At 61.1% G+C, this 13457-nt stretch carries 9 protein-coding genes; 1 reads left to right on the top strand and 8 read right to left on the bottom strand.

The window, feature by feature from the left end; all coding sequences use genetic code 11:
- Window positions 1-94 precede the first annotated feature (94 nt).
- The gene (locus FHT86_RS28245; protein ID WP_133709904.1) at window positions 95-2503 is read left to right on the top strand and encodes a glucan 1,4-alpha-glucosidase; all 2409 of its coding nucleotides are present in this window, start codon (window positions 95-97) and stop codon (window positions 2501-2503) included.
- A 531-nt stretch (window positions 2504-3034) separates the two neighbouring features.
- Here the strand turns inward: FHT86_RS28245 and FHT86_RS28240 are convergent.
- The 8 genes from FHT86_RS28240 to FHT86_RS28205 are packed head-to-tail and all read right to left on the bottom strand — an operon-like array spanning window position 3035 to window position 13354.
- Window positions 3035-3397 (bottom strand): hypothetical protein, encoded by a 363-nt coding sequence (locus FHT86_RS28240; protein WP_133709905.1) that lies wholly within the window; start codon window positions 3395-3397, stop codon window positions 3035-3037.
- Entirely contained in the window at window positions 3394-5334 is a 1941-nt protein-coding gene (locus FHT86_RS28235; protein ID WP_133709906.1) for a tetratricopeptide repeat protein, read from the bottom strand. The genes FHT86_RS28240 and FHT86_RS28235 overlap by 4 nt, the downstream gene beginning before the upstream one ends.
- 57 nt (window positions 5335-5391) lie before the next feature.
- The gene (locus tag FHT86_RS28230) at window positions 5392-6036 is read right to left on the bottom strand and encodes a DUF3540 domain-containing protein (RefSeq protein ID WP_133709907.1); all 645 of its coding nucleotides are present in this window, start codon (window positions 6034-6036) and stop codon (window positions 5392-5394) included.
- A gap of 33 nt (window positions 6037-6069) precedes the next feature.
- On the bottom strand, window positions 6070-7053 hold the full coding sequence (locus FHT86_RS28225; protein ID WP_133709908.1) for a hypothetical protein: 984 nt from the start codon (window positions 7051-7053) through the stop codon (window positions 6070-6072).
- 21 nt (window positions 7054-7074) lie between these two features.
- Window positions 7075-8604, bottom strand: a complete 1530-nt coding sequence (locus FHT86_RS28220; RefSeq protein ID WP_133709909.1) for a type VI secretion system Vgr family protein — start codon at window positions 8602-8604, stop codon at window positions 7075-7077.
- 24 nt (window positions 8605-8628) lie between these two features.
- Window positions 8629-9030, bottom strand: coding sequence for a PAAR-like domain-containing protein (locus tag FHT86_RS28215; protein WP_133709910.1), 402 nt, complete (start codon window positions 9028-9030; stop codon window positions 8629-8631).
- Between the two features lie 3 nt (window positions 9031-9033).
- A complete protein-coding gene (locus FHT86_RS28210) occupies window positions 9034-10149 on the bottom strand; it encodes a pentapeptide repeat-containing protein (protein WP_133709911.1) in 1116 nt (371 codons plus the stop codon).
- Window positions 10142-13354 carry a DUF2169 domain-containing protein gene (locus FHT86_RS28205; RefSeq protein ID WP_133709912.1) on the bottom strand — a complete coding sequence of 1071 codons (3213 nt, stop codon included), beginning with the start codon at window positions 13352-13354 and terminating at the stop codon, window positions 10142-10144. Before FHT86_RS28205 ends, FHT86_RS28210 begins: the two co-directional genes overlap by 8 nt.
- Window positions 13355-13457 lie beyond the last annotated feature (103 nt).

The raw sequence follows: 13457 nt of genomic DNA, 5'->3' as shown, positions 1-13457 counted from the left end.
GCAAGCGGATAAGATGCTCTCGATTCAAAAGAATAGAGCGACCTTTGCGTGTTCGAATGAACGCGCGGCGCTCTAGCGAGCGGAGGATCAGCACTTGGCCTATCCGACACTGCCACCCGGTTCCGTCGAGCCGCCCGGTGCCCCCGGCATCGAGCCCCGCTGGACCTCCAGCGACAAGAGCGCGGTCGGGACCGCCGTCAGTTCGGCGAGCTGCGTCTGGTTCACGGCAAGCCATGGCATCCTCAACGAGATCTATGCGCCACGGCTCGATATGGCATGCGTGCGTGATTTCGGCTTCATCGTGACGGCAGAGGGTTACTTTTCCGAGGAGAAGCGCGACGCCGATCATCGCGTGCAGGCGATCGAGGACGGCGTTCCGGCTTTCCGCCTCGTTAATACCGCCCGCGACGGCCGCTATCGCATCACCAAGACCATCCTTTCGGACCCGGAGCGGGAGGTGGTGCTGCAGGATATTCGCTTTCAGGCGCTGACAGGCAGTCTCTCCGACTACCGGCTGCATGCACTCGTAGCCCCGCATCTCGTCAATGGCGGTGCTGATAACACCGGCTGGTATGCCGATTTCAAAGGCACGCCGATGCTCTTTGCCGAGGGGTCCGGGCGGGCGCTCGCGGTTGCCGCCTCGGTGCCCTGGCTTGCGCGGTCGGCCGGCTATGTCGGAATTTCCGACGGATGGCAGACACTGTCGCGCGGCGACGGGCTGAACCAAGACTATTGCTGCGCCACGTCCGGCAATGTCGCGTTATCAGGGACACTCGATATTCAGGCAGGCGAGGGGCGGGCGCTGATCGCCATCGGCTTCGGCACGCAGCCGGAGGAGGCCGCCTTGCGCGCTATCCTCAGTTTGGAACAAGGCGCCGAACCGGCGCTGAAGCATTATCGCAGCGGCTGGCGGGAGTGGCAGGCCGGCCTGCTTGCGTTGGACGAGCCCCATGATCCCAGCCAGCTGAACCGCTATCGCGTCAGCACTGGGGTGCTTGCCACCCATCGGGACGATGCCTCCGGCGCCATCATCGCCAGTCTTTCCATCCCGTGGGGCTTCAGCAAGAGCGACGACGACCTTGGCGGCTATCACCTGGTCTGGACGCGCGATCTGGTGGAGACGGCCGGCGGGCTGCTTGCCGCCGGTGCCACGGCCGATGCGCGGTCCGTGCTCGACTATCTCGCGGCGATCCAGGAAGCGGACGGCCATTGGGTGCAGAATGCCTGGCTGGACGGGCGGCCTTATTGGTACGGGATCCAGATGGACGAGACGGCTTTTCCCATTCTGCTCTACGACATGCTGCTGCGCGCCGGCGCGATCGACACGTCGGAGACAGAGCGATATCTGCCGATGGTCGAGGCGGCTGCGGCCTATATCGTTAGAAACGGTCCCGCCACCCAGCAGGATCGCTGGGAGGAGGATGCCGGCTACTCGCCGTTTACGCTCGCCGTCGAGATCGCCGGCTTGCTCGCGGCGGCCGATGCGGTTGAAGCGGCCGGGCGGCCGGCTGCGGCGCAATATCTACGCGAAGTGGCCGACGGCTGGAACGAGCGCATAGAGGAGTGGACTTACGCCACCGATACGGAACTGTCGCGCAGTCTTGGCATAGAAGGCTATTACGTGCGCATCGCCTCGGCCATGGATGGCAGCTCGTCTCTGGGACGCGACTTCATTCCGATCCGCAATCGCGACGACGGCGACGCCGTCCTGGAGGCGGACCTGCTCCTCAGCCCCGACGCGCTGGCGCTCGTGCGGTTCGGCCTCAGGGCCGCCGACGATCCGCGCATCCTCGGCACCATTGCGGCGATCGATGCGGAATTGCGGCGAGACCTTCCTGCTGGACCCTACTGGTATCGCTACAATGACGATGGTTACGGCGAGCGCATCGGCGGCGCGCCCTTCGCAGGCAGCGGTGTCGGAAGACTCTGGCCGCTCTTGACCGGCGAGCGCGCCCATTATGAACTCGCCGCCGGGCGAGCGGATGAGGCGCAGCGCCTGCTGGCCGCTCTGGAAGCCTCGGCAAGCGAGGGCGGGTTGCTGCCGGAGCAGATCTGGGACAGCGACGACGTGCCGGAACGCGAGCTCTTACTCGGTCGCCCCTCCGGCAGCGCCATGCCGCTGGTATGGGCTCACGCAGAACACATCAAGCTGCTGCGCTCGATCCGCGACGGCGCAATCTTCGATATGCCGCCCCAGACTTTTGGGCGTTACGTCGCGGCAAAGCCGGCACCGGCACCGTTCTCCTGGCGGCTGACTGCGAAGCGCGACTGTATGGCGGCAGGCCGGGCCCTGCGCATTGAACTGCCGGAGCCCGCCCTAGTGCGCTGGTCCACCGACGGCTGGGCAAACGTCACCAACAGCCAGTGCCACGACACCGGCTTCGGCATGCATATCTTCGACCTGCCGACGGAGACGCTTGGCCCGGGCATAGTCGACCTCACGATCTTCTGGACGGATGCACAGCGCTGGGAAGGCGCGGATTTCCAGATCGAGGTGCTTTGAGACCGAGCCAGCCTGCGGCTGGCACGCTATCTCTTCCGACGAGCGTCGAGAATGAAGATCGACGATTCTCACGATTAACTTCTGTGGTTGCCGTCCGTTGCGCAAGTCGTGTCTGACCATTTTGACGTGTGATCGAGTGCGGTCTTCTGTCAGGCTTTTATTTGCGGCACTTTCAGAAGCCGCTGGGGGAGGACGGCAACCACCCCATCTGCCAAGCAACAATTGTTGCCAATAACGCGATTAGAGCACTCTCTGCTAAATATCCAATTTAATTAATTCAAAAGTTGAATTGAAATTCAAACGTTAAATGATATTATTTAACTGTTAGGCGACTTTCCGCCTACATGGCTGCTACATGCAGCTGCACTGGGCCGCCCACATGATCCCCAACAGGCGGCCCAATTTTCCCTTTGGTAACGTCAGCTCAAAATTTCGAATTTTGCGGATCAGAGTTCTGATTTAGACGCACGGTGTGCGGCACAGCACGCTGAGCGATAGCGCCTCCCAGCCTCGATCCGCTGATCCCGGAGCCTAGCCGGTGCGCGTGGAGCTGTTGACGACCGTGGGACTGACCTCGATCGAGAGGTAGGCCAGCGTCTCGCGATCGAGGACGATCCGTCCGTTGACCTCGTAGCCGGTTCCGTTCTCGGCGGCGTGCCCCTCGACGGTAAAGGCGATTGTGGCGCGATTGGCGAATTTCGAGATGTCGACGGGCGATATGCGAAGGTCGATGGCGAGGTTGCGGCCGTTGCTCATGACGATCTCCGCGCGCCCCAGCGATTGCAGCGTCGCGGCTTTCGTGAGGAACACCTGTGCTGCTCGGTTGCGAAGATAGTCGTGAAGGGCGGCTCGAAGCGCATCCGGTTCACGCGTTGGCGGACGCCAGGATGTCATGCCTTGCCTCCCTCGGCTGCGGAAAAGTTGATGGAATGATCATCGTTCGATGCGAGAGCCGGGACATGCAAAGAGCGGCAGAACTCTCCGATCGCCGGAGAAATCTCCTCAGTCCTCGCGGCCCAGCTGCCGATGGTCCCGGTCTTCACGACCTTCACGGAGGGATACCACGATGACACGCCGTCTTCGTTATGCCAGTACCATGGCCAGTTCGGCAGCGTCAGCAGCATGGCTTTCGCACCCATGGCGCCCGCCAGGTGCAGGGGAACGCCGTTCGGGCCGATGATTCCATCCGTCTCGGCGATGACGGCGGCAAGATCCGCCATCGACGTGAAGTGAACGCCGGCATCGATGACGAGAGACCAATCGGAAAGCTGATGGCGGGCCTCGTCCCACATGACGCTGACGAGGGTGCCTTGGAAACTGTTGAAAGCAATCCGATAATCCTCAAGGAGCAACCCCGGCCGTGTCGCGTCCCACGCTAGCACGATCAATGGCCTTGGCAGTCCGGCAAGCGAGCGGCGCCAGATTTTCCGGCGGTCCTGGGGCGCCCTCACATAGGGTAGGGTGGAGGTCATGGTGCCGCGAAGGCGCTCAGGAAGTGCCAGGGCGTAGGAGAGCGGCAGGGCGCGGACGACATCATCCTGGTCCTCGGCCTTCGGTACGTCATTGGCTTCGAAATGCTTGCTCGGCATGAGAGCGACGATATCGGCAAGGCTTGACGCTCCAAGCACGGTTGTCGGAGAGCCGGTTTCGGGTGGGCACAGACCAAACCGTAGCAGGACCATGGCATCGAGGCTGGAAAGATTGCCGTCAATGACGAGGCTCGTTTCGGCAAGCGCCGCAGAGAGCTCATCGTCGGTCCCGGCATCTTTCCCGCCGTACTGCCCGAGGCCCAGCATGGCATGCAGGTCCGTCTGCAGGAAGGTCGGCGCCACCTTGTCGAACAGGCCAAGCGTCAGGCAGCAGTCGCGGATCAGAGCCATGGTGAGAGTCTTCTGCGTCAGGGTCAGCGTCGCGAATTTGGCCGTTAGTGGCTGCAGCAGGCGCAGCGCCTGGGCTGGATTGCCGGAAATTCTGTGGGCGCCGGCCAGCGTCAGCGCCGCATCGATTTTTTCGGGATGCTGCTTGGCGATCACCAGGAATTCGGCAAGGGCCGCCTCCGCTTCGCCGCGATAGGCCATGACCTTCACATAGGTCTGCCAGCCGGAGAGCAGGTGCGGCGTCAGCGTGACCACCCGCTTGGCGAGACGATACGCCTCCGTCAGCTGCCCGAGGCTGAGGAGCGTCTCGGCGAGGTAGCTCTGAAGGGGAACATTCGCGGGTTGCAGCAGATGGGCCCGCTCCAGGTAGGGAAGGGCTTCGGCGTGGTTGCCGAGCACGGAAAGCTGCGAGCCGACGAGTGTGAGGAGATCCGGATTGTCGGGATCCTGCGCAAGAGCCTTGCGGCTATAGGTCAGCCCCGGACCGGGCAACCCGTCCTCCATGTACATTTGCGAGAGAACGGTCAGCAGGCCGGCATCATCAGGATGGCGCGTCAACGCCTCGATTAGCAATCGTTCGGCCGCCTTCTGGTCGCCACCTTGCAGCAACGTGCTTGCTTTCAGTCTGTTGATTTCGGGGTGATAACGATCCAGCGCCAGGCCCTGGTCGATGGCGACGGCAGCGATATCCGAACGGTCCGACAGAAGCGCGACCCTGGCAAGCAGGGCGAGCGCGTCGCAATCCGTGTTCGCCTTCGCCGCGGCCCGCATGGCAAGGTCCATTGCCGCATCCAGGCGTCCGTCCGTCAACCGGATCACCGCGAGCTCTTTGAGGGCCGCAATGTTCGAGGGGCTGACATCCAGCACGCTTTCATAGAGCAGCGCGGCATCGTCATTGCGCCCGGCGGAACGATGGCTTCGGGCGGCGGACAGCCGTTGGTCGATCAGCAACATTCTGCGGCTCCAGCGGTTCGTGGCGAGAAAGATGCCACGCTGCCATGACCGAACCGTTCAGCCGACACTGACGCGCTCCGCATCGAGCCTGACATCACGCTGGGCGGTGACGAGGGCGATTTCGCTGTTCTGCGTGGCGACCGTGTCGATGTTTTGCACAAGCGTACCGGCATTCAGCATTTCCACCTCAGTTATGATGGCGGTCCGTATCTCCGCCTTCGTCGTCAGGCTGCGGGCGCCGATCGTCTTGTCGACGACCGTTTCGACGATGGTCTTGAAATTGCTGGTGAGAAACTGCCCCGTCTGCGCCATGTTGCGTGCCAGCAGGGTCAATTGGCGGGCGGCAAGGCTCATCGACGGCGCGTTCAGCTCCAGCTTCTCACCGGCGCTGATCGTGACCTTGCGGGCACCCGGAACGGAGATTTCGGCTGCGTGCTGGCTTTCCCGTTCGAGCACGGCGAGGATATAGGTTTCGCCGCCGATCATGCAGAGAAGGACGCGATCGCCGATCGCCGGCGCCAGCAGACAGCTCGCCGCCTGCCGGGCATGAACGCTCTCTCCTGCATCCGTCTCGACGCCTGCCTCGGTAACGGTCATCAATGTCTTGACCGTGCCGCGGATCAATCCACCGGCGGAGGCCGCGGGTTGAATCATCGTTGCGGCATGCTGAACCGCCGATCGGCTCGTCATGGGTCCTGTCATGCTATTTCCCCATCCGGTTTTTCCGGTATTGCGTCACATGTTGCTCTTGATTTCGGATATTTCCGAATCCGGTCCGCTGACCTTCGACACCACGCCCTTGACCCAGGTCTGCACGCCGGCATCTCCTGAATCGACGGCCTTCGTTTCGTTGCTGACCGCTGTTTCGTCAGCCTTTGTGACCGTTGTTTCCGCCTTGGCGCCGAAGATGAAGAAATTGGCTTTGGCCGCGACGAACTTGCCTTCCTTCATTTCGTATTTGTTGCGCACGAAGTCCACTTTTATGAGACCTATGTCGACCTTGACGATATAGAGGGTCATGGCAATGCTGAGCGAGATCGTCAGGTCGATCGACGTGGTGATGCTCAGCGCGTCGCCGAGCCAGTAGGAAAACTTGCCGCCCAGTGTCACGTCGACCATGCCGCCGAGCTTGTACGTGTAGACGTTGCACCGGTAATAGCTGAAGCTGTCCTGGGTGGTGGATTTGAATTCGTTGCCGTTGATCTCGATGGTCGCCTGCAGGCCCTTGGTCGTCAGGTTCCCCTGACCCTCGCCGGCAATGATCGAGATGCTCTTCGTATTGGCATTCTGGATCGTTATCGTGTCACTTGAATTGATGAGGATTGCCTTGTCCGCGTTGACGTTCAGTTGGTTCTCGGTGTCGATATTGATCGAGCCCGTGCTATGGAGATAAGTTTCGTTCGAGCTGCGCATCAGCAGCCGGCCGTTGCAGGCAAGCAGGATACCCTTCCCGACACTCTGACTTCCCTTTGCTGCCTCGTCCTTGACGTGATTGCGGGGGAAAAAAAGTCCTCGGTTTGTGGCATTGCTTTGCGAGCCGGTCTCCATGTCCGAATAGCTGCCAAGACGGAAAAAGGCACCAGGCGTGCTGCCGTCGTCGCTCGATGCGGAGGCATCGCTGCCCAATGTGCCGGGGACGAAAAGATAGGTGGAGGAGTTCTGGTAGGCCGTACCTGAGGTATCGGAGACTGAAACCGAGGGGGAGGATGCGTCGGTCATTGCCGTGTCCTTTGGCTATCGTCAACGGGCAGCGCCGTCGCACATCTGCAGAATGATGCCGGATGCGGTGCGCGTGCGATGAGCGACATTGCTGTTGGTTTGCGTGACGGGATTGGAAAGGTGGGCATTGGAGAAGGCGCCCATGATGATCGGCCGATCCGGATCGCCGTGCAGGAAGCCGAGGATGACCTCCGTGCCGACGTTCAGCGTCGAATGCGAGCCGAAGCCGTCACCACCGCCATAGGGCTCAGCCTTGCGCACGAGATAGCTCGCTTTGCCACCGGAGAGGCCGCTCTCCTCGTCCATGATGCGGATGCGGTAGCGGCCGTATTGGTCGAGTTCCGCCCGCTTCGAGCTGCCTTCGCCATCGACGAAGCCGATCAGGAAGCCATTGACGACAGGCTTCGGTGTCGAAAGCGGCGGACGGTACTGGATGGTGAAGGGAATGCAGGTAAAACGGTTGCGATAGGGCTCGCTCTTTTTGTCCGCCGAGCTGAAGCCGAGCGGCGTGGGCTCGGCCATCTCGTGCTCGACCTGGGTGATGACGTAATAGGCTTCGAGTTCGGCGATCGGATGATCGACCAGCTTGAAGATCATTCCGGGCCGGAGCAGTGGAATATTGCTTTCACCCGCGAATGTCTGCCGTTCGGCACTCACCTGTTCCATCCGCCGCGTCGCCAGGAAATTGCCTTCGCCGACGGTCCGGTAGTTTTCGCCGTAGCGCACGTCGATACCCTGGCCGGAATAGGCGGCGTAGTGGGAAACCGACAGATCGACCGTCGGGGTTTCATCGTTGAATTCCCGGCGATGGATCGAACCGGCCGCTACCTTGAACGTGCCTTTGAAAGAGCGGATGGCAAAGTCGCCCTGGCTGCGGATCTGCGATTCGCTGCGAAACGGCAGCTCCTCGGTCAGCTTGCGTCCCGCCACGCGGCGGAAATGTTCTTTGCGGTCGCAGAACTGGACGACCTCCTGATCGCCGCTCTGATCGAACATGTAGAAGATGCCGAATTTTTCACAGAGCCGCGAAATGAAGTCGAAGTCGCTTTCGTTGTATTGCATGGTGAAATCGAGTTTCGGATAGCTCGATTTGTCGGCAAGGATCTGATGCGGGATGGAGCGGCCGACGCGGCTGGAGGCGGTCTTCGAGCCGCTTTTATTGCCGTCGCTCAATTCCTTTTCGACGATGTCGACGACGTTCATGTCGCGATCGGTGCCGTAGATCTGGTTTTGCCGGCTGAGCTTCATCAGGGCCAACTCGGGCGCAATGACGAAGCGATAGCAGAATTCGCGGTTGGTGGTCGGATCGAGCGTCATGACGGCGGCAACGATGCCATGCACCACGGCCTCCTCGTCGAGCACGCGCAGCTCGAGTTTCGCTGCCTTGCCGAGCATCGGCTCGATCTGAAGTGGATTGCGGCAGACGACATCGGCCTCGAATTCGTAGGCGTTCGAGAGCGCCTCGCGTCCCCTGACGCTTTCGACATAGACCACATCAGACGTTGCACCCGGCAGCGTGATCAGCATTTCCTGCATGCTATTCGTGCTCATCTTCTACTCTCTCGTCTATCGTCGTCAGGCGCTCGGGTTGATCAGGCGCACTTGGGAGGGAACGATCGTCATTCCGACCGAATTGGGTGAAATGCCGTTCTGCAGGGTGGGATCCAGCAATGCGCGCGTGGCCGGCATCGCCTGAATGAAGAATTTGACGGAGCCAATGGCGTTGTGGCTCTCGGAACAAACCATGCCGGATGCGACACCGGGGCCGGGGCCGCTGATCGTCACCGGGGCCTCGTTCATCAGATTGTGCGATGGCATGCACATGATAAGGAAACGGAAATTCGTCGGAATGTCGGTCGGGCGCATCCCCATGCTCATGAAGGGAACGGGAACGGGACCAACGGGTGTGGGCTGCAGGTAGACGTCAGGCGCCGAGAAATCCATTCCCGGAATGGGGCCTTGTGAATTCACGAACATTCTTTATCTCGTCTCCCTGGTATCGTCTCCGTCGAGCACGACGATCCGCGGCGAATAGAGCTCGCTGATGGCGCGGTCCTGGTCGGTCTCGATCACGCTACCGGATGCGCCGGCAAACAGCGCACCGTCGCGCTTGGCCGCGTGAAATTTGGTATTCGAAAAGGTTGCCGCGCCGAAATTGCCGGCTGAAAGATCCGCACGGGAAAAGTCTGCCTGCTGCAGGTTGCAGCGTTCGAACTGCGCGGCTTTCGCGTCGGCTTCGGTGAAGGCGGCCGAATAGAGCTGGCTGCCGTTAAAGATAGCGCCCTTGATGCTGGACTGGACAAAATTCGCCATCGACAGATTGCTGTTCGACAAATCCAGCCCGTCCATCCGGCTTTTGGTGAAGCAGGTCATGTTCCCCGAAATTCCAGATGCCGAGGCTGCCTCGAAATCGCAATCGGCAAAAACGCTGCCGTCGAGCCGCGCGGCATCGAGACGCGTCTGAGTGAACTTGCCCTTGTAGAAGGTACATCTCTGCAGCGACTGTCCCTTGAGATCTTTGCCGGAAAGATCGGCTTCGGCAAAAACCGCGGTGTCGATGTGAACATCGGTCAGATCGATATCGCGCAGATCGGCCTTCGTCAGCATGACGCTGGAAAGCACCGCGCCGGTCAGCGACAGTCCCTCGATCGGACAATCCAGGAAGGCCGAGCGCTCCACCGTGACGTCCCGGAAATCGGTCTCGGAAATATCCGTCTTGGCAAAGGACGCCTTGGTGATCGCGGCACCCTGATAGGCTGCTTTGACCGCTTTGCCGGCGACAAATTGCGTCGTCTCCAACTGACAATCGCGGAAATCGGCGCGCGACAGGTCGCAGTCGACAAAGCGCGTTCCGGACAGGATGCAGCCGGTGAAGACCGTGTCCGAGAGATCGCAGCTGGTGAAGGAGGCGCCCGTCAGGTCCGCGTCGACGAAAGAGCTGGCTTTGAGAGTGCAGAGAACGAAGGATGCTTTCCGCATCGATTGCCGCGCAAAATCGGTGCCGGACGCGATCTTCAGCATCACCGGCTGCGCATGCGCAAGATAGTCGAAGATCTCGTCCAAATTGGTGGGTATTCTCTCGGGCTGTCTAGGCATCGCTCGGCGCCTCCAGCAGCGTTTTGCCCAGATTGGCGCCGGTCAGGTCGCAGCTTCCAAGCTTGGTGTCGGTCAAGTCGGCAAGATAGAGGTTGGCGCCGCGCAGCGATGTCCGTCGCAGATCGACTTTGCCGATCGATGCGCCATAGAGATTGGCGCCGAAGAGATCGCTGTCGGCAAGAATGGATTTATCGAAGCGGGCGCGCTTCAGCGAGGCAAGGCGCAGATCGGACGCGCTCATGTCGCAATCGTTGAAAAGACACGAGTCGCACCGCGCCCTGAGGAAGCAGGACTCCGTCATGTCGGCGGTGTTCCAGGATGTATCGGTGGCCACGATCTCGTCGAAGCGGCCGCCGCTCAGATCGCCCTTGCCGATGAAGCCGACGCAATTCATCTGGGCATGCGCGAAATTCGCGCCGGGCGCCGTCAGCTCCATGAAGGCGACCCGCTCCAGCGCTGCCTCCTCAAAGGATGCGTCCCTCATGGAGAGCACCATGAAGGATGCGCGGCTGATGCGAGCCCTGTCCAGAACCAGACCATCGGCTTTGCCTTTCAGTATCTGCATTTCGGCCATATCGACGCCGCTGAAGTCAGCGTCGTCGAGAACTGATTCAATAATCGTGATCCGTGACGCGCGCATTTCACGCGCGGACGCGCCGGTGAAATCCGTGCCGACAAGCGTGCAATTGTTGAGTTGGCACCGGTCGAGCCTGCTGTCGCGCAGCACCGCCTTGCTGAGGTTTACCTTGTTCATCACCGCGCCGCTGAAATCCGCGCCGCGGAGCATAGCCTCGGTAAAGACCGCGCCCTCCAGGTTGGCGCCGACGAAACGGGCATTGGTGAGATCTGCGCGCTCGAAGAAGGTTGAGCGCAGATCGAGGCCGCTGAAGTCTACATCGCGGAGGTTGGCACCGGCGAGATCGGCGCCTCTGAAGTCATGTCCTTCCTTCAGCTTTTCGATCACGAAAGCGCCGAGCCGTTCGGCGACACCAGGTAGGAAAGCCTGCATCGGAAAGATTGCGGCCGGGGTCTTCTGTCTGCCGGCGAGGATCGCCTCGTCGACCATCTCCTCGGCCTCATCCAGATTCTGCAGGGCCTCCGATTTCTTCTGTTCTACCAATCTGGCCGGAACCGTTTTGTTGCCCTCCTGGTCCGAGGCGGCAGGCGTGAATTCACGGACTTTCGACATCAGGCGCTCGATCGCGTCGCCATCGCCGCCATTGCCCACCAGATGCGGGAATTTCGCCTCGATGGTTGCCGCGGCCTTCGCCAGTGCCTGCTCGGCATCGCTACGGTCGAAGGCGATCTCCTCTGTCGGAAAGAGTCCCGCGGGGGCGGTCGCTGCTTCTGCGGACGGCGTCTCAGCGGTTATATTACCGAAGAGATCGGCGAATTCCCGATGCACATCGGATGTCTCGTCTACCGGCTGGCTGAAGTCGAAACTGTCCAGTTTGGTATTTGCGATCGATTGCCGCGCTTCGAACAGCAGCGAGCCTTCCGGCTGTCGCATCGCCCGGGCGCAGGCTGTCGCCAATTGTTTCTCGACCGCTTCCGCATCCACTGGGCCGCCGTCGCCAAGTGTATCGAAAATACTGTCCAGCTCGTCGGGCAGATGCGCGAACGCCTCGCCGGAGAACTCGGGATGGAGCCCTTCGAGCGCCGTCTTGTTGTCGCCGAGGACACGATCGGCGCCGGCAAGGCCCGAGGCGAAGCCTTCGTCGAGCGCAAGATCGGAGAAGCGCTCCATATGGGCATCGTCGACGATCGGCTGCTTCAGAAAATCCGTCAAAAACGCCGCTGGCGTCGACTTTATCAAGGCGCGGCGCTGGAGTTCGGCGGCAGCCATCTCGCGGTCCCTCATTTCGAGAACCGCCTTTTCCATGGTCTTCACGTCATCGATGAGCTCGGCAAGATCAAAATCGCCGTCAGCAATTTCCTGAGCGCTCGGCTGCGGAACCAGCGGCAGGGCCGCGACACCACTGTTGTCCGGCGGTGGCACCATATCGGCAGGCAGGCCCCGGTCCTCGATGGCCTTTCTTGCGGCCCAATTCAGATTGTCCATGAACTTAAGCTGCTTTGCGCGCGCGTCCTCGAGTTTGGCGGCGCGGCGGGCGGAAATGATCCCGGGATCGACCTCGGGCATCAGCTGGAAATCGGAGAAGGCGTGCTTGTGGGATTCCTGCCGATCGGTACGCAATCCGAAAATATGGCGATAGTAGTCGGCCGGGCGGGGAGGCGCCTCGGCGTGTTCCATGGCGATCATCACCGTAGCGATGTCCGCGCAGAGCGAATCTGTACCTTTCGCTAAGGCGCGGAATGCCATCGTCGCCTTGGTGATGTTCGGAAACAACGTCACGGTGTCGCAGACCATCCGCGTTTCCGCGAGGCTGTCGTCGCTGCGGTGGATGAACGCGCGAAGCCGCACATGCGGCAACCTGCCGGCGTGCAAGCCGCCGCGCGACATGCCCGAGACGGCAAATGCCTCGTCGCCATTGAAATGCGTGTCGAAGCGCTGGTCTTCGGGCGCGTCGCAGTGAAAAAGCGGATTGAAGTCCACAGGCTTGCTCGGCGAGACGTTCTTGATCCAGTGCTGGTCGTAGGTTCCGGCATAACGCATGCGCTGCGCCGCATCGGGCGGCAGAGGCCCGAAACCGGCCGGTAGAGGCCTATCGTCTATCGAGCGTATCGGCCGGTCGGCATCCTCGACGTTGGGCAGGGGTGCTTCATAGCCTGCGTCGACGATCTGCCGGGCCTTGTCACCTTTCCCGCGAAGATTGAGCTTATGGTCCGGGCCGCCGAATGCATGCTGATCGTCGATCGGCATGCGATCGAACGGTCGGGCCTCGGTCATGAGGATGCCGCGGTCGGTCATTCGCCAGTAGCGATCGCCGAAAACGGCAAGCCGCTTCTCGATCGCTCCCAATCTTGCGGTGACCTTGATGCCGGTGACCGGCTGGTCGCCGGGCGCAAGTGCTGCGCCGACGACGATCATTTCGCCCTTGGGCTTCAATTGACCCTTGTCGAAGATAGCGCCCTTGGGCATCTGCTCGACGACCATCGGCCACAGCGCCTGGTCGGTCAAGAACTTACGAGGGGTGGCGAAATCGAACAGAAGGAAGGCCGAAAGGGTCATCTGCCCACCGCCTTCGGCCGGTTCCATATGAATGGCGGTGGCAATGCGCGACGGCTTGATGATGGCTGGCATGCTCGTCGCTCCTCTTCTGAAAACTCGGTCCCGGCCCGATCTGCGCAGGTCTGGCGGGCAAATTTCTCCGATCGGGCGATGCCGTCAATTCCAGAAAAAATGC

It is taken from the genome of Rhizobium sp. BK313 (genome assembly GCF_014193655.1).
Taxonomy (GTDB): domain Bacteria; phylum Pseudomonadota; class Alphaproteobacteria; order Rhizobiales; family Rhizobiaceae; genus Rhizobium.
This window is presented reverse-complemented; position numbering and strand designations above follow the sequence as displayed.